Source organism: Oceanisphaera sediminis, from assembly GCF_039539745.1.
GTDB classification, from domain to species: Bacteria; Pseudomonadota; Gammaproteobacteria; order Enterobacterales; family Aeromonadaceae; genus Oceanimonas; species Oceanimonas sediminis.
The window spans coordinates 71,708-95,263 of sequence record NZ_BAABDS010000027.1 but is presented as its reverse complement, the minus strand read 5'-3'; the positions used below and the strand labels follow the sequence as shown (position 1 = coordinate 95,263).

At 58.1% G+C, this 23,556-nt stretch carries 25 protein-coding genes; 13 read left to right on the top strand and 12 right to left on the bottom strand.

The window, feature by feature from the left end; all coding sequences use genetic code 11:
• The first annotated feature begins 1 nt into the window (after position 1).
• Positions 2 to 997, top strand: a complete 996-nt coding sequence (locus ABD827_RS09520; protein ID WP_344964448.1) for a transporter — start codon at positions 2 to 4, stop codon at positions 995 to 997.
• 70 nt (positions 998 to 1,067) lie between these two features.
• Here the strand turns inward: ABD827_RS09520 and ABD827_RS09515 are convergent, their stop codons facing one another.
• The 6 genes from ABD827_RS09515 to ABD827_RS09490 form a co-directional block, all read right to left on the bottom strand.
• Positions 1,068 to 2,141, bottom strand: a complete 1,074-nt coding sequence (locus tag ABD827_RS09515) for a c-type cytochrome (RefSeq protein ID WP_344964447.1) — start codon at positions 2,139 to 2,141, stop codon at positions 1,068 to 1,070.
• A complete protein-coding gene (locus tag ABD827_RS09510) occupies positions 2,138 to 2,752 on the bottom strand; it encodes a c-type cytochrome (protein WP_344964445.1) in 615 nt (204 codons plus the stop codon). Before ABD827_RS09510 ends, ABD827_RS09515 begins: the two co-directional genes overlap by 4 nt.
• Before the next feature lie 118 nt (positions 2,753 to 2,870).
• A complete protein-coding gene (locus tag ABD827_RS09505; RefSeq protein ID WP_344964443.1) occupies positions 2,871 to 3,362 on the bottom strand; it encodes a M48 metallopeptidase family protein in 492 nt (163 codons plus the stop codon).
• 112 nt (positions 3,363 to 3,474) lie between these two features.
• A complete protein-coding gene (locus ABD827_RS09500) occupies positions 3,475 to 4,380 on the bottom strand; it encodes a putative metalloprotease CJM1_0395 family protein (RefSeq protein ID WP_344964441.1) in 906 nt (301 codons plus the stop codon).
• A gap of 1 nt (position 4,381) precedes the next feature.
• On the bottom strand, positions 4,382 to 4,669 hold the full coding sequence (locus ABD827_RS09495) for a flagellar biosynthesis protein FlgE (RefSeq protein WP_344964439.1): 288 nt from the start codon (positions 4,667 to 4,669) through the stop codon (positions 4,382 to 4,384).
• 203 nt (positions 4,670 to 4,872) lie between these two features.
• On the bottom strand, positions 4,873 to 6,999 hold the full coding sequence (locus tag ABD827_RS09490; protein WP_344964437.1) for a TonB-dependent receptor domain-containing protein: 2,127 nt from the start codon (positions 6,997 to 6,999) through the stop codon (positions 4,873 to 4,875).
• A 378-nt stretch (positions 7,000 to 7,377) separates the two neighbouring features.
• Here ABD827_RS09490 and ABD827_RS09485 point away from each other — a divergent pair, with 378 nt between their 5' ends.
• From ABD827_RS09485 to ABD827_RS09440, 10 genes are all read left to right on the top strand, one after another.
• A complete protein-coding gene (locus ABD827_RS09485) occupies positions 7,378 to 7,998 on the top strand; it encodes a PepSY-associated TM helix domain-containing protein (protein WP_344964436.1) in 621 nt (206 codons plus the stop codon).
• 17 nt (positions 7,999 to 8,015) lie between these two features.
• Positions 8,016 to 8,495: a DUF2271 domain-containing protein gene (locus ABD827_RS09480; protein ID WP_344964434.1), complete on the top strand. Its 480-nt coding sequence runs from the start codon at positions 8,016 to 8,018 to the stop codon at positions 8,493 to 8,495.
• A 1-nt stretch (position 8,496) separates the two neighbouring features.
• Complete coding sequence (locus ABD827_RS09475) at positions 8,497 to 9,306, top strand: DUF4198 domain-containing protein (RefSeq protein WP_344964432.1); 810 nt, start codon at positions 8,497 to 8,499, stop codon at positions 9,304 to 9,306.
• An 11-nt stretch (positions 9,307 to 9,317) separates the two neighbouring features.
• Positions 9,318 to 9,617: a hypothetical protein gene (locus ABD827_RS09470; RefSeq protein ID WP_344964430.1), complete on the top strand. Its 300-nt coding sequence runs from the start codon at positions 9,318 to 9,320 to the stop codon at positions 9,615 to 9,617.
• Positions 9,604 to 10,074 carry a DUF6162 family protein gene (locus ABD827_RS09465; RefSeq protein WP_344964429.1) on the top strand — a complete coding sequence of 157 codons (471 nt, stop codon included), beginning with the start codon at positions 9,604 to 9,606 and terminating at the stop codon, positions 10,072 to 10,074. The genes ABD827_RS09470 and ABD827_RS09465 overlap by 14 nt, the downstream gene beginning before the upstream one ends.
• Positions 10,071 to 10,952: a metal ABC transporter solute-binding protein, Zn/Mn family gene (locus ABD827_RS09460; RefSeq protein WP_344964427.1), complete on the top strand. Its 882-nt coding sequence runs from the start codon at positions 10,071 to 10,073 to the stop codon at positions 10,950 to 10,952. Before ABD827_RS09465 ends, ABD827_RS09460 begins: the two co-directional genes overlap by 4 nt.
• Positions 10,952 to 11,647 (top strand): metal ABC transporter ATP-binding protein, encoded by a 696-nt coding sequence (locus ABD827_RS09455; RefSeq protein ID WP_344964426.1) that lies wholly within the window; start codon positions 10,952 to 10,954, stop codon positions 11,645 to 11,647. Before ABD827_RS09460 ends, ABD827_RS09455 begins: the two co-directional genes overlap by 1 nt.
• A complete protein-coding gene (locus tag ABD827_RS09450) occupies positions 11,647 to 12,525 on the top strand; it encodes a metal ABC transporter permease (RefSeq protein ID WP_344964423.1) in 879 nt (292 codons plus the stop codon). The genes ABD827_RS09455 and ABD827_RS09450 overlap by 1 nt, the downstream gene beginning before the upstream one ends.
• Positions 12,522 to 13,322 (top strand): hypothetical protein, encoded by an 801-nt coding sequence (locus tag ABD827_RS09445; RefSeq protein WP_344964422.1) that lies wholly within the window; start codon positions 12,522 to 12,524, stop codon positions 13,320 to 13,322. The genes ABD827_RS09450 and ABD827_RS09445 overlap by 4 nt, the downstream gene beginning before the upstream one ends.
• 383 nt (positions 13,323 to 13,705) lie before the next feature.
• Complete coding sequence (locus tag ABD827_RS09440; protein ID WP_344964420.1) at positions 13,706 to 14,599, top strand: LysR family transcriptional regulator; 894 nt, start codon at positions 13,706 to 13,708, stop codon at positions 14,597 to 14,599.
• 8 nt (positions 14,600 to 14,607) lie between these two features.
• Here ABD827_RS09440 and ABD827_RS09435 read toward each other — a convergent pair whose 3' ends face one another.
• From ABD827_RS09435 to ABD827_RS09420, 4 genes are all read right to left on the bottom strand, one after another.
• Positions 14,608 to 14,964, bottom strand: coding sequence for a metalloregulator ArsR/SmtB family transcription factor (locus ABD827_RS09435; RefSeq protein ID WP_344964419.1), 357 nt, complete (start codon positions 14,962 to 14,964; stop codon positions 14,608 to 14,610).
• Positions 14,958 to 15,371, bottom strand: a complete 414-nt coding sequence (locus ABD827_RS09430; protein WP_344964417.1) for an arsenate reductase/protein-tyrosine-phosphatase family protein — start codon at positions 15,369 to 15,371, stop codon at positions 14,958 to 14,960. Before ABD827_RS09430 ends, ABD827_RS09435 begins: the two co-directional genes overlap by 7 nt.
• A gap of 113 nt (positions 15,372 to 15,484) precedes the next feature.
• Positions 15,485 to 16,471 carry an NAD(P)/FAD-dependent oxidoreductase gene (locus ABD827_RS09425; protein WP_344964415.1) on the bottom strand — a complete coding sequence of 329 codons (987 nt, stop codon included), beginning with the start codon at positions 16,469 to 16,471 and terminating at the stop codon, positions 15,485 to 15,487.
• An 11-nt stretch (positions 16,472 to 16,482) separates the two neighbouring features.
• Positions 16,483 to 16,848 carry a thiol-disulfide oxidoreductase DCC family protein gene (locus tag ABD827_RS09420; RefSeq protein WP_344964413.1) on the bottom strand — a complete coding sequence of 122 codons (366 nt, stop codon included), beginning with the start codon at positions 16,846 to 16,848 and terminating at the stop codon, positions 16,483 to 16,485.
• A gap of 324 nt (positions 16,849 to 17,172) precedes the next feature.
• Here ABD827_RS09420 and ABD827_RS09415 point away from each other — a divergent pair, with 324 nt between their 5' ends.
• Complete coding sequence (locus tag ABD827_RS09415; protein ID WP_344964411.1) at positions 17,173 to 17,943, top strand: EAL domain-containing protein; 771 nt, start codon at positions 17,173 to 17,175, stop codon at positions 17,941 to 17,943.
• A gap of 545 nt (positions 17,944 to 18,488) precedes the next feature.
• On the opposite strand, the gene ABD827_RS09410 is transcribed toward ABD827_RS09415, so the two are convergent.
• Entirely contained in the window at positions 18,489 to 20,765 is a 2,277-nt protein-coding gene (locus tag ABD827_RS09410) for a nitric-oxide reductase large subunit (protein WP_344964408.1), read from the bottom strand.
• On the bottom strand, positions 20,758 to 21,453 hold the full coding sequence (gene ytfE, locus ABD827_RS09405; protein WP_344964406.1) for an iron-sulfur cluster repair protein YtfE: 696 nt from the start codon (positions 21,451 to 21,453) through the stop codon (positions 20,758 to 20,760). The genes ABD827_RS09410 and ytfE overlap by 8 nt, the downstream gene beginning before the upstream one ends.
• A gap of 154 nt (positions 21,454 to 21,607) precedes the next feature.
• Between ytfE and norR the strand changes: the two genes are divergently transcribed.
• Positions 21,608 to 23,167, top strand: coding sequence for a nitric oxide reductase transcriptional regulator NorR (norR, locus tag ABD827_RS09400; protein ID WP_344964404.1), 1,560 nt, complete (start codon positions 21,608 to 21,610; stop codon positions 23,165 to 23,167).
• Positions 23,168 to 23,556: the final 389 nt, after the last annotated feature.

The window sequence follows — 23,556 nt, the reverse complement described above, 5'->3', positions numbered from 1 at the left end:
GATGAAAAAAAGGATACTATCTGCCGGCTTGCTGCTTTCTCTAACAGTGACAGCTCAGGCACAAGACAGACAAGTTGTTGATGCCGTTGCTCGGGCTCTCGAGACCCAAGGGGTGATGACACCGAAAGGAAAATTAGAAATAGAGCCATCATTCAGTTATTCGCAAAATACATCTGATCGTATCTCTATCCTTGGTTTTACTCAGGTGCCTACTTTGCTTGTAGGAATAATTGAAGCCGAAGATGCAGATTTGACCACCTTTACCTGGGGGCTGGCGGCACGTTACGGGTTGACCAATCGTATTGAACTGGAATTAAGAGTGCCGTGGGTTTACCGATATGACAAATTCACCAGATTAGTGCCCACTGGGGGAAATGGTGGAGATGAAACTAGAACCTTTACCTCTAATGGTGGTGGTTTAGGCGATGTTGAAGCGGCAATACGTTATCAGTTCAATCTGGAATCGGCACCTTTCTGGATTGGTGGCTTAAGGGTTAAATCAGATACAGGCGAATCGCCTTTTGATAAAGAATTGAATAACATTACCCGTGTTTATGATGACCCACCAACTGGATCCGGTGCTTGGGCGCTTGAACCCAGCCTGACCATGATTTACCCCACTGATCCGGCAGTGTTGTTTGGTACGGCTGGTTACACCTGGAATATGGAAGCGGATGCAGGCGTGGATATTGATTCCAGTAATGGTGAAAGTGGTAATGATAAGTATGATTTAGGTGATAGCTTCTTTCTGGGCATGGGGATGGGTTTTGCCGTCAATAATCGTCTTTCTTTCAGTCTAGGTGTCAACCACAGAACCGTGTTTAAATCAACGGTAAACGGCAGGAAGTCTGGAGATATGCTACAGATAGATAGCCTGACGACCGGTTTCTCGCTGGCGATGACCGAAAAAACATCAATAAATATGAGTTTGCAGGCAGGTCTTACCGAGGATGCACCAGATGTGCAGGTGAATTTTGGTATGCCTATTATGTTTTGATATGAATCTTAAAAAGAATAGTGAACAAATAAGAAAAGGGCCGTCGGCCCTTTCCATTTAGCTGCTCGTATTACCGGGGCTTGTTCGGATGGTTGGGATAACTTTCTACGCCCAGTGTCCGTCTTTCCACTTCGGTGCCGTAGTAGCTGTTGCCACCGTGGTATTGCTCGCGGGTCTTTTCCAGATCGCCGTGATTACGAGGGTCCTGTGGACGTTCCCGGGTATCCAGATACATGGCCACGTCCCAGGCCTGCTGATCGGTCAGTTTGCCGGGCTGGCCCAGCGGCATGTTGCGCTTGATGAAGTAGGCGGCGGTATTGACTCGCTGCATGCCGGCACCCCAGTTATAGGTGTGCGGACCCCACAGCGGCGGGAATACATAACGATCGTTTACCTGCTGTCCTTCGCCATTGGCGCCGTGGCACACAGAACATTCCTGCTCATAGACCGCCTTGCCGCGGGCGATATCCGGAGCCTGCTTCGGTTCATCTAACTTGGGATAACCGCGATCGGGCAACGCCGGCTCTTTGCTGCCACCGGCGTCGAGATAGGACAGCATGAAGGGAAAATCGTCGCGTTTGCCGCCTTTGAGCAGGTCCGCATCGCTCGGAATGACCATGGCGGACGGATCGAAGCTTTCACCGGTCAGGGTGCCCTGCGCCAGCCAGTAGGCGTAGGCGGACAAATCTACCAGCGCCGGATCGCCGAGTGCGGGCGGGGTGCCGTTCATGGAATACATGAAGCACCCCTGGAGCCGTTCCTGATAGTCGTTGATCTTGTTGTTTTTCTTGCGGAACGCCGGATAGCTCATATAGGCGGCCCACAGAGGAGCGGCGTTCTCTTTTTTACCGGCATCCATATGACAGTTGATGCAGTTGAGGCCGTTGCCCACGAACCGGGGACTCAGAGACTGACTATCGACGAAATACCGATAGCCGCGAATGATTTTTTCACCAAACTCACCGGCCGGCAGCTTGTCCCAGCCGGGAGGAAGCGGGTGCTCGCTGGCGGCCTTGCCGACCGGCAGTTCATCCTGAACGGCCAGTTTGCCGGGGTGGACGGCCTGGGCAGAGCCGACTGCCTGAGCCGAGCCGATGGATACCAGCGACAGGCCGAGTAACAGGGAAGAAGAGAGTTTCATCATGATTTTGCTCCCACGCCGGCGAAATAGCTGGCAACGGCGGTAATTTCTTCCGCCGTCAGTTTACTGGCCACCGACCCCATCAGGCCGTGGGTGTCGCCACTGCGAGTACCGGCCTGCCAGGCCTTGAGCTGGCTCTCGATATAATCGGCATGCTGACCGGCCAGACGGGGAAAGCTGTCACCCACGCCAACGCCTTCCGGGCCGTGGCAAGCCACACAGCTGGGTAAATCACGCTGCCAGTCACCCTGATAAGCCAGCTTCTCTCCGCCGGTCATGTCTTGAGGTGACTTCTGGCCACGAAAAGCGGGCTCCTCGGGCAACTCAACCGTCAGGCTGGCAAACCACTCGCTGGTGGCCTTGATACCGGCATCGTCCAGCATCATGGCCATCGGCTGCATCATGGCGTTATTACGCTCACCGGCTTTGAAATGCTGCAACTGCGCCGCCAGATAGGGCGCCGGCATGCCGGCGATGGAGGGGGCGAGGTTCGGCATGCCGAGCCCGTTGGCCTGGTGACAGCTGACACATACCGCCGCCTGAGGCGGCATGTCGGCGACGGCGGGTAACATATTCATGGCCAGTGCGCTGGCCAGCAATAGCGATTTTTTCATGGTGGTAATCCCGAGGTTATGCTTGATACATATTCTAGGAGTGAGCCGCGTGGGGAGATATACGTATATTCCACATAACCATGATGGATTTATCTTTTAACAGAAGAACTTAAGGTTCTCACTGCTGCTCCCGCCACTGCAACCACAGCCGGGTATCCAGCTCCAGCTGGTGATAGTCAGGTTCCATATGGCAGCATAGTTGGTAGAACGCCTTGTTGTGCTCTTTTTCCTTAAAGTGCGCCAGCTCATGTACCACTATCATGCGCAGAAACTCCGGCGGTGCCTCCTTGAACAGCGCGGCCACCGTGATGCTGTTATGCGCCTTGAGCTTGCTGCCTTGTACCCGTGATTGGTAGCTGTGCATGCCAAGGGCTTGTTTGAGTACATTCAGCTTGCTGTCGTAGCGCACCTGGCTGAGCGGCGGGCTTTTGCGTAGATACTGCTTTTTCAGTTCATTGATATAGCCATACAGCGTCTTGTCATTCTGAATGGCATGCCGGGAGGGATACTTGCGTTCAAGATAAGCTCCGAGCCGACCGCTGTCGATCAGCTCACCAGCCTGTCGTTGAATGGATTCCGGGTAACCGGTCAGGTATTTCAGGGAGTGCACGCCGAGCCTCGCGTCGTATAAATCGAGGCTCATTATAAAATGACGGTGGCGGTTTGTCCGCCACTCCCGAGGCGGGAAGGCGGTAAAGCGATCAAGGGGAGTTCAACAAGCTTCAGGCCAGGTTGAGCAGGCTGCGGGATTCGGCTTGTGCGGCCTTGCCGTACACGCCGGCAATCACCTGATTTCTGACCACCATCGTATCCGTTGCCGTGACTTGCGCCGGTGGCAAGGTTGTTGCCGATGCCGAGTCGGCACTCTGAGCGTGGCTGGACTCTTCGGTATGGCGACCGGCGGCATTGGCTTTGGCCTCTGTTGATGATGGCTGCTGCAATTCGGCCTGAGCTTCGCGGATGTACTGATCGGCACGGGCGGCGGCGTTCTTGTCGGCTTGCGAAGGCTCGGCGGGCGCCAGTGCTGCCGCCTTTATCTGTTGCATCTTGTCGATGGTGGCACGCGGATCGTCGGCGACGGGGGACAGGTCTATCTGCACCTCGCCCTCTACGGCATATTGTTTGCCATCCGGGCCGGTTTCGTATTCATAGCTGGGCGCGCCCGCATGCTGGCCACCGACTCCGGCGTGCTGCTGCTCGTGCAACCGTACTTCCCGATCCCTCAGCTGCAGCGCGCGTAATTGCTCTTCCTGCTCGGGCGACAGCGCCTCATCGTCTTGTTCGGCGGCGGCTTTCTCGGCCTGTTCTTCCGCCGTTTCCTTGGTGGTGTCGGCTTCGGCCTGCGTTTCTTCCCCGGCCAAGGCCTGGGTTTCGCCATTGGCGGGCTGCTCGCCAGTCGTCATTTTCGGCTCTTGACCGGCTTGTGCCGCGTCATCACTGCGGGCCCGGCCAAAGCGATCGTACAGTTCGGGCGAGGTATCCTGCTGCCGACGATCCGATGAGGTAAAGCTATCCGTGGCTTCGGCGGGAGCAATGGGCGCGCGCCGGTCGTTAGCCTGTTCAACCTGGCGCAGGGGAGGCGGCGCGGCAAAGGCCGAAAACTCGGGGAGTGAAGTACCAAGCTGCATGTTACACCCGAATATCGATCAGGGTGCCGAGCATTTCATCGGCACTCTTGATGCTGTTGACGTTAGCCTGGGCATGAAGCTCGGCCTGCTGTAGCTGAACGAGATGGTCGGTGCCGGACGGCTTGCTGGCATCCACGAACTGATCTGGATTGACCTCCGGATTAACCCGGGATGCATTGTTCAGCTGGTTGATATTTTGCCGGCTGATATTGACCGAGGCTTCGGTCACGCTGTCGGCGGCGCGCTGATAGCCTTGCAAACCGGCAGAGTAGGCAGATTGAATGTTCATCGAACCTCGCGGATAGGCTTCATTCAGGACGTTTAATTATTCACCATAACGACCATAATTGAAAGCGACCTTGGCCGTTTAGACTGTTGACCCGGCCTTCAGCTAACGGGGTCGGCGATGCGGAAGAAAGGTCGGCGAGAGCGGCGGCATACCTCCGCATAAACCAAAAGGCGGCCTGAGCAGGCCGCCGGAAAAGATAATAATCAGAAACTGATGTTGGTTGATAACCAGAGCCGACGACCTTCTTCTATATTGGCGTAGGTATTACCGTAGCTGCTGCCGTTATCGAAGGGGCGGTAATCGATAAAGTCCTTGTCGAACAGGTTATAGATAGTGGCGTTGAGCGCAACCTTGTCCGATACCTGATAGCTGCCGCCGAGGTTGAACAAGGTATATGCCTTGAAGTCGCCTAAATCATCAAAAGAAGCTTCCCCCCGCGAGCGTTCACGGGCCCGAAAACGTTCGCTGCGGTATTCGCCGGACAACCAGGCATTGAACTGTTCTGTTGCCTGCCAGCCAAGGGTGGCATTGAGCATGTGTTTTGGCGTGTCGGTAAGCGGTTGCCCCTGCTCGCTACCGCTCTTTTGTTCGCTGTCGGTAAAGGTATAGCTGGTTTTCAGGTTCCAGTCGGTGGCCAAGGGCAGCCGGGCAGCCAGCTCCACCCCTTGGGTGATGGCTTCATCGATATTGACGGTCTGGGCGTAGATGCCATCGGGAATGCTGGAATGGCCGCTCACGACAGTATCCGGCCCGTCGGCGAGTTTGTCTTCAAACTGGTTATAAAACAGGGTCACTCCTGCGGTAAAGCCGGCCAGGTTGTCGTAGTGGGCTGCAATTTCGGTGCTGGTACTGGTCTCTGGCTGCAGATCGGGGTTACCGATGGTGATCACGGTTCCCTGGCCGGTAATACCGTTGATGCCGTCATGCAGCTGGTTGAGCTCGGGGGTTTTATAGCCACGGCTGATGCCGCCCTTTAAGGTCCAGTTATCGGTCGTGTTCCACACCAGATAGGCCCGCGGGCTGACATGACCGCCGAAGGCATCATGCCGGTCGTAGCGTGCGCCCAGGGTGAGAAACAGGTCGTCTCGTAACATCCACTCGTCTTCGGTGAACAATGCCCAGGTGGTTTGTTCGAAGGTTTCGCCGGCCAGTCCGTCGGTCATTTCTGCATCCCAATACTGACCGCCCAGGGTCACTATATGGCTGTCACCCAGTTCCGAGACCAGTTTGCTGTCCAGCACCCAGTTGGTGGTGTTCAGTTCGCGGGCGTTGCCGACAATCATGTCGGGAAAGCCGGGAAAAGACTGTCCCGCCTGGTTGCCGGGGATGGTACGGCCCAGCGTTTCGGTGGAGTTCTGCATCAGGCTGGATTCCAGGGTACCGATGTTGAAGTGCCCCTTGTGACCGAGGGCTATTTGTTCCCGTTCAAAGCGCAGTTCATCGGAATAACCCCGCGCCGTGCCGCCAGGAATATCGAGGGTGCCCAGCTGGGCCTCGTCATTGTTGTAACGCTGGCGGCTTATCTCTCCATCCAGCCAGAGTTCGTGGTCATCATTCGGGGTCAAGGTAAGTCGAGAACCGATATTATAGTTTTCGCCTTCAACCGGGCTTGGACCTCGCTTGCTGACTTCCATTGTATCGCCGTTGGTGTCCTTGAAGGTGAGGTCGGAGGCGTTGCGGCTAAACAGCTTGCCGCGCACCTGCAGGCCGAGCCGGTCTTCAATCAAGGGGCCGCTCGCATACAGGCTGGTGGCATTGCTGTTACCAAATTCATCATCTTGCTGCAAAGTGGTTTCCAGAGTCAGGGAGCCGTTCCACTCCTGGCCTACCTTGCGGGTAATGATGTTGATGACTCCGCCCATGGCGTCCGAACCGTACAGGGTAGACATGGGGCCACGGATGACCTCGATGCGCTCGATGGCCGACACCGGTGGAATGAAACTGGTGGCGGTGTCGCCAAAGCCGTTAGGAGTAACGTTACCCGCGGTATTTTGACGACGGCCATCGATCAGAATCAGGGTGTAGGTACTGGGCATGCCACGCATGCTGATATTCATGCCGCCTGTTTTACCAACCTGACCGCCCACATCAACGCCTTCAACATCCTTCAGCGCCTCGGCGATACTGGATACCCGCTTGCTTTCCAGCTGCTTTCGCGTCACCACCGTAATGCTGGCCGGTGCATCTTTCATGTCTTGCTCAAAACCGGCGGCACTGACTACCACGGTATCAAGCTCATGCGTTTGTGACTGTACGGGAGCCACCAGAGTGGCATTCAACAAGACCATGGATATGGCGCTGGCAAGGTAGGTGGTCTTGGGCAGGGACATTTCAACTCTCCGAGTAGGGATACAGGTTAGTAACATAAAGACAAATGATACCTATTGTCATAAGCGGCGGTATTCTAAGGCTATCTGTATCAAATCGGGAGTGAAGTTTATGGAACCCACTGTTCCATAAAGTGGAACAGTGGGTCGGAATGCCGATCCGGAAGGCGGGAAGCAGCAGATTCCATGAAAAACAAATCCAAAAAAACATTATTAATCAGTCTCTTAGTCTATTTTTTGGTGCTTTTTTCGATTTCCAGCCGCATTGCGATCGGGATGAAGAACAAGATACAGACACCTAAATGCAGTTGACAACGATTATCATTTTCATCACTATCTTGGCGTTTTTATCTTGCCAGCGGTACGGAGCTGTCCTGTTTTATGTCGATCAAATCTTCTCGGCCCGGGCCGGTGCCGCGCTGGGTGCGCCCGGTGCATACCTACAGCTCGATGCTGATGCTGGCCATCATGCTGTTTTTCACCCTGACCGGGCTGACGCTGAATAACCGGCAGTGGTTGCCGGCACCAACACCGGAAAAGAGCCTGGCGCTGACGTTGCCCGAGCCACTCGTCAGCACAGCACTGTGGCAGCAGGACTCGCTACTCGCCGCCGCCCAGGTCTGGCAGTGGTTGCAGCAAGAACAACAGCTGGCCGGTGGAGAAGTGCGTTTCGACTGGTCTGCTGACGAGGCGCTGCTGCTGATTGATATCAAGCGTCCGGGGGGCTACAGCCTGGTGGAGGTTAGTCTGGAAGATGAAACGGTGCTGATCGAAGAGCAGCATTACGGCTGGATGGCGGCGCTCAACGATTTGCATATGGGGCGTAATAGCGGCACGGGATGGAGCTGGTTTATCGATGCTTCGGCGGTCGTGATGCTGCTGTTTACCCTGACCGGCTTCTGGCTGGTACTGCCCATGCGGCGCCGACGGAGTCGCATGCTGTCGTTAACCGGACTGGGAGCCGTGCTGATGGCCGGTATCTATGTCTGGATGGTGTTTTAAGTGCAGGAGAAGCACGGATGAAAAAATCATTGCTGGCATTGTTGCTGCTGGGTTGCACCCAGGCGCAAGCCCAGGAAGTCGACATCACCCTCACGCTGCCCGGCGGTACCCAATACCGTCCCTATGTGGCGGTGTGGGTGGAGGACGCCCAACAAAAGTCCGTTAACACCCTGGCGGTGTGGAGTAAGGAAGACGACTGGCTGAAAGACATGCGTCGCTGGTGGCGCAAGGCCGGCCGTTATGACGGCGGCGAGCTGGATGCGGTGACCTCTGCCACCCGCAAACCGGGCCAATATCAGCTGAGCTGGGATGGTACCGATCAGAGCGGACAGCCGGTGGCGCCGGGCACATACATCATTAATGTGGAAGCGTCTCGCGAGCACGGCAACCGCAGTCTGGTTCGTCAGCGTATTCAGCTGGGGGCCGAGGCCGCCCGCTATCACCTCAAGCCCACCGAAGAGCTGGGCGACATTATTATCAGCACAGGAGCACCATAACGTGAAAATCTGGACTTCCTCTCTTGCCGGGCTGGCCATGCTGGCCGGTAACGCCGTTGCCCATCCGTTGTGGATGTTGCCCAGCGAATTCAGCCTGTCTACCGAAGACGCCAAGTGGATCACCGTGGATGCCACCGCCTCCCATGGCGTGTTCAGCTTCGACAAGCCCGTAGGACTCGATGACGTCACCATTTACAACCCGGCCAACGAACCCGGACGCCTTGGTGCCTACTTCAAGGGGCACCGCCGCAGCGTGTTCGATCTGGAGCTGACCGGCAGCGGCACCTACAAGGTGGAGCTGCGTACCCCCGAGCGCTATGTCACCCACTATGTGGTGGGCAAGCGCAACACTCAGCGGCGCATCTTCGGCAGCAAGAGCGAAGTGCAGGAGCAACTGCCTGCGGCTGCCCGTGAGGTGACCACCTACGCCACGCAGCGCATCAGCGCCTTTTACGTGACCAAGCAGGCACCCACCCGCGAGGTGCTGACCGCGACCGGCAAAGGCTTCGAGCTGGATGCCCTGACTCATCCCAGTGACATCGTTGCCGGAGAAGAAGCCGCGTTTCGTTTCACCTTCGACGGTAAACCGGTGGCGGATCTCAAGGTAGAGGTCGTTCCCAGTGGCACCGCATATCGTGACTCCCGCCAGCAGACCGAGCTGGTGACCGACGAAAACGGTGAAGTGTACTTTACCCCCGCAAAGGGCGGACCACATCTGCTGAGCACCAGCCTGAGCCGGCCCATCGACAGCCCGCTGGCCGATCAGGCCAGGGTCAGCTACCTGCTTACCTTTGAAGCCATGCCCGAATAAGGAGAAAACCCATGTTGCGAGCTCTGCTGCTGTGTGCGGGGCTGGGACTGTCAGCCCCGGCGTTGGCGCATTACCCGGTGATGGACTGCAGTCGTGACGGCGAGAGTGTGGACTGCCGGGTCGGCTACAGCGACGGCACCCTGGCCAGCGGCGCCGAGGTGGTGATGTACAGCTACGACGATGAGGAAATCGGCCGGGCCAAGGCCGACGCCCGCTCCGAAGTGCGCTTCCCCTGGAGCGAGCTGGAGTTCTACATTCAGTTCGACGTCGGCCATGAGCAACCGGCGGAATTCGATTATGTCGAGCTCTGAATGCTGTGAACGGGTATTGCCCGACAACGGCCGGGAAGAAACCCGCTGGGTCATGCTGACTCTGGTGCTGGTGTTGCTGACCGGCGTCTTCGGCATGGTCTGGCGCCAGCAGGCCGCACCGGCGGCCCCGCCTCACACCGGCCTTAATACACAAGACAGTCGGCTGCTGACCGAACTGGCCATCGCCGGCGAGGAGATCCGCTTCATGACTCCCGATGGAAAGCCCTGGCCCACACCGGCACAGCTGACCGCTGCCGGTGTGCCGCCTTTCGACCGCGCCGGGTTGCGCTGGCAACAGCCGGAGATGACCTGTTATGCCACCACCGAGCCCACCACCGGGGCGGCTTTTGCGCTCTGGCTGGCGCCGGAAGGAGGGCTGTTTTATCACCCCGACGGCAAACCGCCGCACCACTGTCACGACCTGGCTCACTGGACACGAATGGATAAATCCCGATGAAAAACTGGCTACTGCTCTGTACCGGCCTGCTGTTGGCCTTTAATGCCTCGGCCAAACCGCTGGTGGTGGGTATTACCCTGCATCCTTACTACAGCTATGTCAGCAAGGTGCTGGGCGACAGGGGCGAAGTGCTGCCGCTGATTGAAAGCGGTTTCAACCCGCACAGCTATGAACTGCAGCCGTCCGATCTGCAGCGGCTGCTGGAAATGGATGCGCTGGTGCTGAACGGCATCGGCCATGACGAGTTTGCCATGCATGCCCTGCAGGGACTCGAGCTGCCCAATCTCACCCTGATCCCGGCCAATCAGGATCTGCCGTTGTTGACCAGCGGCCATGGCGACAACAACTACAACCCGCATACCTTTGTCTCGATCGATGCCGCCATTCGACAGCTGTATACCATAGCCCGCGAGCTGGGCAAGCTGGATCCGGACAACGCCGATTATTTTCAGGCCAATGCGCTGGCCTATGGCCGGGAGCTGAGAGCACTCAAGAACCGCTATCGGCGCCAGCTGCTGGAGCTGGACTTGTCCGGTATCCGTATTGCCAGCACCCACAACGCCTACGGATATCTATTGCAGGAATTCGGCATCGGTATCGATACGGTGATTGAGCCGGCCCACGGGGTTGAGCCCAGCGCCAGTCAGCTGCAAAAGACCATAGAGCGCATCAGGGATGCCAACATTCATGTGCTGTTCACCGAGCTGGACATGGCCAACCGCTACGTCGAGACCATAGAGCAGGCCACCGGCATTCGCATTTATCATTTTTCGCACATGACCTTTGGCGACTATGACCCGCAACTGGTCAGTCGCGAGATGGAACACAACCTGCAGACGCTGGTACAGGCGTTGCGTTTTGCCAGCGGAGCAGCCTGATGGGACCCGGCATCGCCCTGAACCGGCTGGCGCTGAGCCTGAACCGGATCGACATACTGGCACCGCTGTCGGCCAACATGGACGGCGGGCGACTGCATGCCATTATCGGGCCCAACGGCGCCGGCAAGTCGTCACTGATGAAATGCCTGCTGGGACTGTTGCCGCATCAGGGAAACATAGTGCGCCACTGGCCGGAGCGACCCGGCCCCGTGGCCTATGTGCCCCAGCAGGCCCAGTTTGAGCCGTCACTGCCGATTACCATCGAAGAGTTCATGCTCTCGACCCTGAGCCGGCGGCCCTTGTTCGGTATCAGTCGCCGGCGTTGCCGAGCGCGCATTGTACAGTTGCTGGCGCGGGTCGGGCTGGAAGACAAGCTGCAGCTGCGGCTGGGCCAGCTGTCGGGTGGCGAGCGTCAGCGTCTGCTGTTTGCACAGGCGTTGGAGCGGGAAAGCAGCCTCTGGTTTCTGGATGAACCGATGACCGGACTGGATCATGATGCCGAGTCGCTGATCAACGGCGAAATCGCCCGCTTGAAAGGCGCCGGCACCACCCTGCTGGTGATCCACCACGACATGAATTGGGTGCGTCGCTTTGCCGATGAAGTCTGGTTGATCGATGGCGGCCTCAAGGCTCACGGTCGGCCGGACCAGTTGCTGCAGGAATACGCGCCACCCAAACTGGAGGCCTGTGCCTGATGGAAATCTTGCGTCAGGGCGTGTTTGCGCTCTATCAGGATGGCTGGCTGCCCGAGATGTTTCAGTATGCCTTTCTCACCAACGCCCTGGTGGCGGCGCTGCTGATAGGGCCGCTGCTGGGGGCGCTGGGGCCGCTGGTGGTGGTCAAGCGACTGGCCTTTTTCTCCGAGGCGGTGGGGCACGGTGCGCTCACCGGTGTGGCCATCGGCATTCTGTTGGGTGAACCGGCCACGCAGCCACTGGTGGGACTGTTCTGCTTCTGCATTATTTTTGCCCTCTTGCTGCATTGGGTAAAGAGCCGCACCCAGGTGCCCTATGACGCCCTGGTCGGGGTGTTTCTCTCTTTCGCCATCGCGCTGGGCGCCGCACTGCTGCTGTATGTGGCCAAGCGGGTGAATGTACACATTCTGGAAAATGTGTTGTTCGGCTCCATTCTGACGGTGAAAGACATCGATATTCTGATACTGGCGATCATTACCGTGCTGGCGCTGGTGCTGCTGGCAAGAGGGGCCAACCGGGCGCTGCTGGCCAGTTTGTCGCCGGAACTGGCACGCACCCGGGGTATAAAGGTGCGGTTGTACGACTACCTGTTCATTATGCTGATCACTCTGGTCACGGTGGCTTCGGTGAAGGTAGTGGGGGCCATTCTGGTTGGCGCGCTGCTGCTTATTCCCGCCACTACTGCCCGCATGATCAGCCGTAACGGACGCCAGTTCTTCTGGCTGTCGGTGCTGTTTTCTACCCTGAGCTGTCTGTTCGGTATTCTGCTGCCGATGGCCGGGACCCTGCCGATACCCTCTGGTGCGGCCATCGTCATTATCGCCTCCGCCGGCTTTGTGCTGGCACTGGGAGTGCGCCGCTGGAGAAAAATGGAATGAAACGACTCTTTATCCTGCTGCTGTTGTGTCTGCCACCGGTCGCTCAGGCCGACGGCCAGACGCTTGAGCGGCAGCCGACATCCGCTGCCGTCAGGCTGGTCAGTGCCGTGCCCGTGCTGCATGCGCTCGGCCTGTCACTGTTGCAAGACACCGGCATCGAAGCCGTGTATCTGCCGCCCCGGCGACTGCCGGTAAACCGCATTCCCGGCTGGCTGAGCAAGGCCGATGCCGGCAAGCTGCCATCGGCGGCTGGGTTGCTGACCATTGAGTCGGTATGGCCGGATCTCGGCCTGTATCCGTTGCTGCGCAAGGCCGATATTCGGGTGGTGCCGGTGGATGTGGCTCGGGAGTTGGCACCGGGCGGAGCCCAGGTCACACTGAGACCGGATCTGGATACGCCCGGTTACTTCTGGCTCGACTTCAACAACCTGCTGCTGATGACCAATGTGGCGGCCCGGGATGTGAGTCGGTTGTGGCCGGATCAGGCCGAACGGATAGAGGACAACCGGCGGTCATTGCAGCGGCACATTCAGCAGTATGCCATCGATATCGACGAGCTGCTGCTGAACGCCGATATCGGTACCCTGGCCACGGACGATGAGCGACTGATGCCGTTGGCCATGGGACTGGCGCTACCACTGGTGCATGCCGACGAGGCGGATTTGCTGCTCAGTGCCGACAAGGGGCAGGGCCGAGTCTGGCAACTTAACCCGCTTGCCCGCCCGGCTCAGGGGGATCTCGTCGCCTGGCTGAATGCCCAGAGCAGGGGGCTGAAGCAGGCGCTGGCAAGGCAGTAAGCAAAAATGTTATCGCTGCTTTCATGGCTCCCGTGCGGGAGCCATGACCGGTTGCTCTACATCGCGTAGCTGACGTGTTTTTATCTGTATCAAAACCCCGTTTTTCTTTCTTCAAGCTGTTCCGTTTTTTGCAACGACATGTCCCTGCAATTGGATTTTATAAATTAATGATAATCATTATTACTTGTTTTTTTCGCAGTTGATGAGTCAGCAAGGCTGTTTCAACCGTTAAATGGAAATTCATTATTTATCAAGGAGCCATGTTGATGTCCGAATTTGGGAACTATCTCGCTTCCCTTGGTATATAAAATAAAGATTTTTAGTTGTGATTGTTATTATCATTTATATATATCCCACTTACTATTCCGTTTCATGGTGTCTTGATGCAGGATTTACTGGAGCTGGAAGGCTTTGCCACCGTCCTACGCTGTGGCAGTCTGACCGGGGCTGCACGTTGTCTGGGCTTGCCCAAATCGACCCTGAGCCGGCGGTTGAGCCAGTTGGAGGCCCGGCTGGGCCAGCCGTTATTGCATCGTCAGGGGAACCGGTTGCAGGCAACCGAAGCCGGGCTGCTGCTTGAGCGCTATGGCAGACAGATACTGCGGCTGGCCGAGCAGAGCCGGCAGGCAATGGATGATCTGCGGGAAGAGGTGAGCGGCGAACTGGTGGTTCGGGCACACAACAGTTGTGCGCGGGGCTGGTTTCCCCGTGCGCTGGAAAGTTTTCTCGATGCTTATCCGGGACTGCGTATTCGCTTTCATACCGAAACCCGGCCTCCCGCTCCTGGCGAGGGTCAGGGAGAAATCTGGCTGTGGCAGGGGCGAGATCCGGAGTGCGGGCTGCGCCACGAGGTGCTTTGTCACTGGCCCTGCGGGCTCTATGCCAGCCCGGACTATCTGTCCCGGCAGGAAGCCCCCGAGCATCCCGAGGACTTGCTGGCTCATGACTGGGTAGACTGGCTATGCGAGGCAGGTGAAGGTGTGGTACTGCGTAATGCGACCGAAGGCGAATACAGTTTTCAACCTCCGCCATCACGGTTTATGGTCGACAATCAGACGCTGCAGCTGGATGCCATTACCCGCGGCGTGGGCATCGGAATGTTACCGGTGCGTTTTGCCGAAGGTTATCAGCAGGCGCACCCGGGACGATTGCAGAGCGTTCTGCCCGACTGGCAGCTGGCCTCCAGGCCGGTAGGGCTGCTTTATTCTTTTGGTCGCCAGCCTAAAAAAGTGACGGCTTTGCTGGCACACATTCGTAGCTCGTTGCCCGAGGACTAGCGCTAGCTTCAACAGCACAGTCGCTGGCGCTCGGGGCGATTGCCCATGGTGGTCAGTCGTTCCTGAGCGGACCGAATATAGTGGCGATAATGACGCAGGGTATGTTGCAGAATCGCCTGCACGCCGGCATCCAGAGTAGTAGACAGCCGGTAATAGACCCACTGGCCCTCTCGGCGGTCGAGCAGCAGTTCGTGTTGGCGCAACAAGGCCAGGTGGCGGGATATTTTGGGCTGGCTCTCATTCAGGGCATGGGTCATTTCGCAGACACACATTTCCTGCTCGGCCATGATCAGCAGCATCAGCTGCAGCCGGGTGTCGTCTGACAGGGCCTTGAACAGGCCGAGCGGGTGGCTGTCGGTTACCACAGCGATTTGACCTGGCGGTCCTGTACCAGTACCAGCAGCTTGATGCGCTCGAAGATTTCGTGCACCACCTTGGCCGCCAGTTGGGGAGAGTCGCAACAGGCGCCGTCGAAGTGCCAGGCCATCAACTGGCTGGCGGGTATGGTTCTGGCAACCTGTTCAGCCTGTTCGCACAGGCTGATCACGATGTCGAAATACTGCTCTTCAACGGCATCCAGCCCCTTGCTGAACAGCCCCTCGGTACCAACACCGAGACGTTGCAAGGCGTCCAGGGCCCTGGGCTCGATCTCGGTTGGCTGAATGCCGGCGCTCATTACCTGATAGCGGTCGGCGGCAAAATGTTTCAGCAGCGCCTCGGCAATAGGAGAGCAGACGGCGTTGCTGTGGCAGACAAAAAGCACACGAGTCATGACGGAATCTGAATCCTGAATGATGGGCACATCATATATATGGACCTTCGTATGTCAACGACATCAGCGTCACCACGTCATCATGTTGTCATCTTGTTGCGTTAGTCGAACGGTTACAGCTGGCGTTGCAGCGCCTCGGCCAGTTGTCTGGCGCTGGTAAAAGCCGCTTCTACCCGGCCCCCCAGGCACCAGTCACCGCAGGCGGCTAGTCGGTGGTGTGGGTTAAGCACAAAACCGGCCTCCGGCGCTTCTACTTCGGCACTGAGTGCATAACGCCAGCGGTGAAGCTGGGCCTGGGTAATGGCGTCGGCACTGACCCCGGTCAAGGTACAGAAGGTGTCGATCAACTGCTGCTTTACCTGTTCCTGATCGTCTTCCAGGTGGGTGGTGGACCATTCCGGTGTGGTGTGTACCACCACGGCACCGGCCTGATGATTGCGACCCGGCAGCCGGTGGTTGAAGGCAACCCAGCGAACCGGCGAGTCGTTGACGCTGGCCGCATCCCACACCGGCAGCGCGGCATCGTCCACCGCCAGCAACAGGGCATAACAGGGCAGCATCTGGTAAGCATCCAGGCGGTTGCCCAGTAATTCGGCGGGCAGCAGTTCCTGAGTCTGGGGCAGGGGGGCCGAGCTTATCACCCAGTCATATTCTCCCAGTAGCTGTTCATTTTCATCCAGCAGTTGCCATTGTTCCTGCTGTTGCACCAGGGCCGCCGCTCGGGTTTGCAGGCGAACATCCAGCCCTTCGGCCATGTCCTTGAGCAGTCGGTTCATGGCCGGGGTGGCCACATAGTGAGGTTCGAACCAGGGGCGCTTGAACGGTGCCTTGTTCGGGCTCAGAGTGGTGATGTTGGGCTGCCACTCGGCCACGGTGCCGTTGTCGATAAAGGGCGCCAGCATGGCCTGAAACGCGGGGGTGCGCGCGGTAAAAAACTGGGCACCATGATCCCACTGGTGGGTGTCGTTACGGCGGGTCGACATGCGTCCGCCCAGGCCACGGGCCTTTTCGAACAGGGTGATGTGTGCGTGTTCGGCCAGCTCGCGGGCCAGGGTCAAGCCGGCCAGGCCGGCACCGATAATGGCAATGTTTGGTTTCATCTTGTTCCTTGTCATTTTCCGAGTTTGCATTGCTGTACATGAGGCTGGCGTCGATACCAGTACAGAAAAATCCGATAGCCCAGGCTCAGCAGCCAGCGTACCGGTGCCAGCCGTGCCAGTGTCGCCAGCCAGTTCAGTCGGGGCACGGTGCGCCACATCAGGATAAAAGCCGCCACCCCGGTATGCAGCCGTTGATGCTCATCCAGCAGGTGCAGTTGTTGCAGGCACTGGGCGGGAGTCAGGTTAGCCGTTGCCAGCGTCTGCTCGTGCTGCCAGATATCCAGCCAGCGAACCGAGTCGGGGCGGCTGTGGCGACGATAAAAAGCAATTTCCCGGTCGCACAGGACGCAGCGGCCATCATAAAATACGGTCAACATCGATTTTCTCCGTTACCCGCCCCAAAGATGGTGGCGGGAGTAAGGCAGTCTGTGGTTTCATTTGTCCAGGCTCTGCGAGGCCTTGATGGCCATTGACCGCGATACCTGGGTCACCAGACGGCGGAAATCATCAGCGGGCTTGCGGTTAGACCGAGCTTGTTACGCAAGCCTTTCATTAAAAAGATAATTTTATTTTGGAATTAAGTGAGACCGTGATTTTCGTGATCTGTCGCCGCCATGTTGTCAGCCGGTGGCGTAGTTCCTTGTTCCACGCCGAAAAAATCGGCTACAACTGAATAGCTTATCGACGCAAAAGGCAGGGCAATGGATATTCCGACACAGATAAAGCAACACAGTTGCATGGATTGCCTGAGTGGCCAGTCGCTGGGGTTTGAAATCAAGATGGCCTTTCAGCCAATCATCGACTGGCAGCAACAGGAAATATTTGCCTACGAGGCGCTGGTACGCGGCGCCGAAGGGCAGGGGGCGGGTTGGGTCTTCGAGCGTATCAACGATGACAATAAATATTACTTCGATCAGTCCTGCCGGGTGAAGGCGATAGAAACGGCGGCCCGGCTGGGGTGTGACACCCTGCTCAGTATCAATTTTATGCCCAACGCCATTTATAACCCGGATACCTGTATTCGGGCCACCATAGAGGCGGCCACCCTGTATCAGTTTGATCTCGAAAAAATCATCTTCGAGGTGATCGAGGGTGAGCAGATTGTGAGTCAAAACAAGCTCAAACGTATTTTCGAATCTTATGCCCGTCATGGCTTTCGCACCGCCATCGATGACTTTGGCGCCGGTTTTGCCAGCCTGGACTGGTTGCACAGCCTGCGGCCCGATATTCTGAAACTGGACATGAGCCTGATCCGCAATATTCACCAGGAGCCAGCATCTCAGCAGCGCCTGGCCGAAATTCAGCGGGCCTGTGCCACGCTTGGGGTGGTGATACTGGCAGAAGGCATTGAAACGGTGGAAGAACGGGACTTTCTAGTCAACGCCGGGGTGCGTTATCTGCAGGGCTATCTGTTTGCCAAACCGGCGCTGGAGCAGCTGCTGACCGTCGAACAGATTCAGGGGTGGGCGTAACCTAATCAGGATAAGCTACTCAAGGTAATACCAAACAGATTAAATAACTGATCTATTTGGTTGTTCTACAAAAGGTCGGACAAAAGGCCTGCTCCGACGACCCGCTTCGAGCACCTCCCTGTGACGCTCAGCACATGACGTCCCTGTCATGTGATGGTCGGCGGAGCAGTTCCCTTTATCCTCCCTGATGCCAGGGAGTTGACTGTTGGCGTTGTTTACAGACAACTCGGTGCTCGAGAAGAGGCAACAGAGATCGACTACCACGACCGTGAAATTCCATGGACGGCATTTCCCGAGCCCTCAGGGATGAGTTTATGGCGTGTCGTGGGAGGCGGCTGTGTTGCCTCTGATCTTAGGTTTAAAATTGATCAGATCTTTATTCAAATTGGTATAAAACCGGGCCCTTGATGGCACGGCAAAGAGGGCAGCAAAGAACATCGATATGAATATAAACCGGTAAGCACAAATAAAGAGGACCGCCATGGCGGTCCTCTTTTTCTGTAGGCGAATCACAGGCTTCACGCTGAAGCCGGCCGGTTTATCCGTTATTTGGATGCCAGCTCTGCCACCCCTTCTTCTGCCTGGCGGCCGCGGGGCCAGAGGCCAATCACCACCTGCCAGGTCACGGCCAGGGCACCGATGATAAACACCACATCACCGAAGGTGCGCACCCAGCGCAGGGTTTGCAGCAGGCCTTGCTGCATGAAGCTTTCGCTGCGGGCATACCAGAGACCTTCGCTGGCGCTGGCCACAAACTGGATGACCCCCACCGGCAGCACGCTGGTGAACAGCATCAGCACCAGACCACCGTTGAGCCACCAGAAGGCGGTTTTCATCAGCGACTCGTTAAACACCAGATTGGGGCGAATGTAGCGCAGCACCAGCAGGGTGAAGCCCAGAGCCAGGAAGCCATAAACACCGAACAGGGCCGCGTGCGCATGGGTGGCCGTGGTGTTCAGCCCCTGAATATAGTAGAGCGCGACCGGCGGATTGATCATGAAGCCCAGTACCCCGGCACCCAGCATGTTCCAGAAGGCCACGGCCACGAAGAACATCAGCGGCCATCTCACGCTTTCCATCCAGGGCGCGCGGTGTTTCAGGCGCCAGTTTTCCCAGGCTTCATAACCCAGTACCACCAGCGGTACCACTTCCAGTGCGCTGAAGGTCGCACCCACTGCCATCACCGGAGTGGTGGTGCCGGAGAAGTACAGGTGGTGGAAGGTACCCGGAATGCCGCCCAGCATGAACAGCGAGGCGGAGGCCAGGCTGGCGGTGGTGGCCATGCGCTTGGACACCAGGCCCATGCTGCAGAAGATAAAGGCCAGGGCGGTGGCGGCGAACACCTCGAAGAAGCCTTCTACCCACAGGTGCACTATCCACCAGCGCCAGTATTCCATGACCGAGATATGGGTGCGCTCGCCGTAGAAGAAACCGGCACCGTAGAACAGGCCGATGGCGGCACAGGAGGCGGTCAGCAGGGCCAGCAGGTGTTTGTCACCGGGCTGACGCAGGGCCGGCACTATGCCGCGCAGCATCAGCACCAGCCACAGCACTATGCCGGTGAACTTGCCAATCTGCCACAGGCGACCCAGGTCGACATATTCATAGCCCTGATGGCCCAGCCAGAAGTTGAGGTTGGCAGGCATGATCTGCGCAATGGCCAGGTAGTTACCGGCAAAGCTGCCGACCACCACGGCGACCAGCGCCCAGAACAGCACATCCACGCCCAGTTTTTGGAACCTGGGATCCTTGCCACCGTTGATCATGGGAGCGAGAAACAGGCCGGCGGCCAGGAAACCGGTGGCGATCCAGAACAGCGCGCTTTGCAGGTGCCAGGTGCGCGTCAGGGTATAGGGAAGCCACTTGGACAGTTCAATGCCGTAAAAATGCTGCCCTTCCACCGTGTAGTGAGCCGTCACGCCGCCCATCATCACCTGGAAGGTAAACAGGGCGACCACCAGAAACAGGTACTTGCCCAGCGCCTTTTGCGAGGGGGTCAGCTTGAAGCTGGTCAGCGGATCTTTGGCCGGGGCTGCGGGCTCTTTCTCGTCTTCCTTGCGCAGGAAGGCCCAGGCCCAGATCAGGCCGCCGACACCGGCAATCAGCAGCACCACACTGACGATGGACCAGACGATATTCTCGGCGGTGGGTTGGTTGTCGATCAGCGGCTCATGAGGCCAGTTGTTGGTATAGGTGGCCTCACCGGCGGTACGTTCGGTACCCGCGGCCCAGGCGGTCCAGAAGAAGAAGTTGTTCAGATCCGCGCGGCGCTCGGCGCTCGGCAGTGTGTTCTCCTTCATGGCATAGCTTTGGCGCGTAGCCTGATAGTCCGCGTCGTTACCGAACAGGCGGCTGTAATAGTCGGCGGTATCGGCCATGGCTTGAGCGCGGCGTTCTGAGATCACCAGCACATCGTCGGCGGCGTTATAGCCATTGGTGCGGTACTCTTTTTTAAGCCGATGTTGCAGCAGGGCCTGCTGCTCGTCGTCCAGCTCGCCGTAGTGACTGCCGAAATCATCGATCGCCGCCAGGTCCAGCCAGGCCATCAGCTCCCGGTGCAGCCAGTCGGCGGTCCAGTCCGGCGCCTGATAGGCACCGTGGCCCCAGACCGAGCCCAGCTGCATGCCGCCAACCGATTGCCAGGCGGTCTGACCGTCGAGAATGCCGTCTTTGGTGGTGAGCAGGGTGCCGCTTTCGGTCACGACCCGAGCGGGTATGGGCGGTGCCTGGCGATAGACTTCCCGGCCAAAATAGCCGAGTACGGAAAAGGTAAGGCCGAGAACGACGAGTAGTATCGTCCACAGGCGACGATAATTAGCCATGGTGCACCTCCTGGTGCCGAGAGGAAGGGTTAAGAGAGTCCGCCTGGAACAGCAGGTTGTTTTCCAGGTGAATGTGTTGCATTAAATCGTTTTTCAGCTCGGTAATGCCGGCATACAGCGTCTGCCAACTGGTGCAGGCATCGCCGGGCAGGGCGAGTTGGTGGGTGAGTTCCAGCAGCCGGTTCAGCGCCTGACCGTGGTCGTCATGTTCCATGCGCATCACCTCGATGGGCGCCCGGGCCGGTGTGAACAGGCCTCGGCGCAGCATGGGAAACAGGATCTGCTCCTCCTTTTGCATATGACTTTCCAGCTCCTGGCGCATGGCGTCGAGATGATCCGCAAGACCCGATGGGCAAAGAGAATGCGCTTCGTGTACCGCTTCCACCCGGCGGGCCAATTGCAGCAACACCGGCAACTGCTCCCGATGAACCGCGTGATATCGCTCAAGAATATGGTCGATAAGCGGGTCGATACCGACCTCGGCCCAGTTGGTGTCGTCCTGATGGCGAGCCGCCAGCAACTCCAGCCGGGCAATGACCTCGGCGGTGTCCAGGCCGCGCTCGGCCAGTGCTTCGCTCAGCAAGGCCTTGCCGCCGCAGCAATAATTCAGCTGATAATGATGAAATAATCGGGTGGCGCCCGGAATGTCCCTGGCCAGCGAGCCGAGGGAGTGATTAAGCAGGCTCATGATGTTGCTCCTTGGCGGTGGTAATCTATCTAATAAATTGCAATCAACATGCCACTTTTTAAATTGTTGATATAAATGGTATTTTTGTTTTTATGGTTATTTTTACCTTGTCCGTGTAGGGTATTTAAAACCCTTTGATGGTGATTAATACCCTATGCTTTATGAGATTCTGCTGGCAGATCTGGCTACCGAGCTGCCCAGTGCGGTGCGGCTGCAAAGTCTGGTGCGCCTGTTGCGCGAGCACTTTCGTTGCGGGGCCGTCTGTTTGCTCAGGCTGCATGGTGAGGTGCTGAGCCCGGTGGCGGTAGACGGCCTGGTGCGCGAGGCCCTGGGCCGCCGCTTCGTGGTGACTCAGCATCCCCGGCTGGCGGCCATTCTGGCCAGCCGCAGCACCGTTGCCTTTGCTCCCGACTCACCGCTGCCCGACCCTTACGATGGCCTGCTCGAGCACCACGTGGGCGAGGCGTTGCCGGTGCATGACTGCATGGGGATCAGCCTGTATCTGGACGGTGAGCTGTGGGGGGCGCTGACGCTGGACGCGCTGACGGCGGGTACTTTTGATCGGGATGCCCGGGAGCAGTTGCAGCGCCTGGCTCTTACCGCCGCCGCCGCGGTGCGCATGACCCGGCTGGAGCAGGATATGCGGGCGCTTCGGCTGGCCCGGCAGGGAGCGCCGGCGCCGCTCGGCGAACGGCTGGAAGGCGAAATACTGGGTCAGAGCCCCCAGCTCAAGCGGCTGCTGCACGAGCTGGATGTGGTGGCCGACTCGGAGCTGCCGGTGCTGCTGACCGGCGAAACCGGCGTGGGCAAGGATCTGTTCGCCCGTCGCCTGCACCAGTGCTCCCCCCGCCGTAACCAGTCCCTGGTGCAGGTCAACTGCGCCGCCCTGCCCGAATCCCTGGCCGAGAGCGAGCTGTTCGGTCATGTAAAGGGGGCCTTTTCCGGTGCCGACAGCGCCCGGCCCGGGCGCTTCGAGGCCGCCGACGGCGGCACCCTGTTTCTGGACGAGGTGGGCGAGTTACCGCTCGGTATTCAGGCCAAGTTGCTGCGGACATTGCAGAACGGTGAAATCCAGCGATTGGGGGAAGACAAGCCGCGCAAGGTCAATGTGCGGGTGATTGCCGCCACCAACCGCCAACTGCACGACAGCGTGCGTGATGGTCATTTTCGTGCCGATCTCTATCACCGGCTGTCGGTGTACCCGGTGCCGATACCGCCCTTGCGCGAGCGGGGCGGTGACGTGCTGGTGCTGGCCGGTCACTTTCTGGAGCTGAACCGGACACGGTTGGGGGTGCGCAGCCTGCGTTTGTCGCCGGCTTCGGAACAGGCCCTGTGCCAGTATGACTGGCCCGGCAATGTGCGTGAACTGGAGCATGTGATCAGTCGGGCGGCAATAAAAGCCCTCAGTCGCGGCGCGGCACGGGAAGACATTATCACTCTGGAGCCGGAGCTGCTGGATCTGGTCGGCGCTCCCCATGACTCGGCAGGCACCGTCCCCGAGACCGGCGCCGTCCCCGATTCCGGTGCGGCCACCGGCACAACCACGGCCGTCCCACCGCCGGCCAGCATGCAACTGGTTATCCACCAGGCCCAGCGCCAGGCCATCGAGCAGGCGCTCGTGCATAGCAAAAACAACTGGGCCGCCGCCGCCCGGTTGCTGGACATCGACGCCAGCAACCTGCACAAGCTGGCGAAAAAACTGGGATTGAAGTAATTCATATGGAGCTAGTTGGGTTGTTGTTCTACGCTTTCCAGGCACAGTGGTGCAACAACAACCAATAATAATCACAAGGACGGTCTATATGAAACTGAACGCATGTCTTGCGGGAGCATGTCTGTTGGTGGTGTGGCCTTCTTCGCGGAATACGCTCAGCTGATCAACCGCAGCGACTATGACATCAACGGTCTTATGCTGGGCCTGAGCTGGCATTTCTGAACCATAACCGCGTTACTCTCAAGGGGCCTCAAGGGCCCTTTTTCGATCCCCCAGCATCGGGCTGCAGGTCTTCTCGAGTCTCAGGTTGGTGCATCATACCATTGGATTACATTCGATCTTTTTGACTGTCATATCATAACAATCTGGAAAACCAACTGATCTGCTTG

Bases quoted from the DNA above. Each gene is read 5' to 3' on its own strand.
- ABD827_RS09420 (WP_344964413.1), bottom strand. From the start codon at position 16,848: ATGTTGACCGTATTTTATGATGGCCGCTGCGTCCTGTGCGACCGGGAA.
- ABD827_RS09450 (WP_344964423.1), top strand. From the start codon at position 11,647: ATGGAAATCTTGCGTCAGGGCGTGTTTGCGCTCTATCAGGATGGCTGG.
- ABD827_RS09440 (WP_344964420.1), top strand. From the start codon at position 13,706: ATGCAGGATTTACTGGAGCTGGAAGGCTTTGCCACCGTCCTACGCTGT.
- ytfE (WP_344964406.1), bottom strand. From the start codon at position 21,453: ATGAGCCTGCTTAATCACTCCCTCGGCTCGCTGGCCAGGGACATTCCG.
- ABD827_RS09515 (WP_344964447.1), bottom strand. From the start codon at position 2,141: ATGATGAAACTCTCTTCTTCCCTGTTACTCGGCCTGTCGCTGGTATCC.
- ABD827_RS09495 (WP_344964439.1), bottom strand. From the start codon at position 4,669: ATGAACATTCAATCTGCCTACTCTGCCGGTTTGCAAGGCTATCAGCGC.
- ABD827_RS09415 (WP_344964411.1), top strand. From the start codon at position 17,173: ATGGATATTCCGACACAGATAAAGCAACACAGTTGCATGGATTGCCTG.
- ABD827_RS09500 (WP_344964441.1), bottom strand. From the start codon at position 4,380: ATGCAGCTTGGTACTTCACTCCCCGAGTTTTCGGCCTTTGCCGCGCCG.
- ABD827_RS09490 (WP_344964437.1), bottom strand. From the start codon at position 6,999: ATGTCCCTGCCCAAGACCACCTACCTTGCCAGCGCCATATCCATGGTC.
- ABD827_RS09430 (WP_344964417.1), bottom strand. From the start codon at position 15,371: ATGACTCGTGTGCTTTTTGTCTGCCACAGCAACGCCGTCTGCTCTCCT.
- ABD827_RS09455 (WP_344964426.1), top strand. From the start codon at position 10,952: ATGGGACCCGGCATCGCCCTGAACCGGCTGGCGCTGAGCCTGAACCGG.
- ABD827_RS09465 (WP_344964429.1), top strand. From the start codon at position 9,604: ATGTCGAGCTCTGAATGCTGTGAACGGGTATTGCCCGACAACGGCCGG.
- ABD827_RS09510 (WP_344964445.1), bottom strand. From the start codon at position 2,752: ATGAAAAAATCGCTATTGCTGGCCAGCGCACTGGCCATGAATATGTTA.
- norR (WP_344964404.1), top strand. From the start codon at position 21,608: ATGCTTTATGAGATTCTGCTGGCAGATCTGGCTACCGAGCTGCCCAGT.
- ABD827_RS09460 (WP_344964427.1), top strand. From the start codon at position 10,071: ATGAAAAACTGGCTACTGCTCTGTACCGGCCTGCTGTTGGCCTTTAAT.
- ABD827_RS09480 (WP_344964434.1), top strand. From the start codon at position 8,016: ATGAAAAAATCATTGCTGGCATTGTTGCTGCTGGGTTGCACCCAGGCG.
- ABD827_RS09445 (WP_344964422.1), top strand. From the start codon at position 12,522: ATGAAACGACTCTTTATCCTGCTGCTGTTGTGTCTGCCACCGGTCGCT.
- ABD827_RS09470 (WP_344964430.1), top strand. From the start codon at position 9,318: ATGTTGCGAGCTCTGCTGCTGTGTGCGGGGCTGGGACTGTCAGCCCCG.
- ABD827_RS09485 (WP_344964436.1), top strand. From the start codon at position 7,378: ATGTCGATCAAATCTTCTCGGCCCGGGCCGGTGCCGCGCTGGGTGCGC.
- ABD827_RS09425 (WP_344964415.1), bottom strand. From the start codon at position 16,471: ATGAAACCAAACATTGCCATTATCGGTGCCGGCCTGGCCGGCTTGACC.
- ABD827_RS09410 (WP_344964408.1), bottom strand. From the start codon at position 20,765: ATGGCTAATTATCGTCGCCTGTGGACGATACTACTCGTCGTTCTCGGC.
- ABD827_RS09520 (WP_344964448.1), top strand. From the start codon at position 2: ATGAAAAAAAGGATACTATCTGCCGGCTTGCTGCTTTCTCTAACAGTG.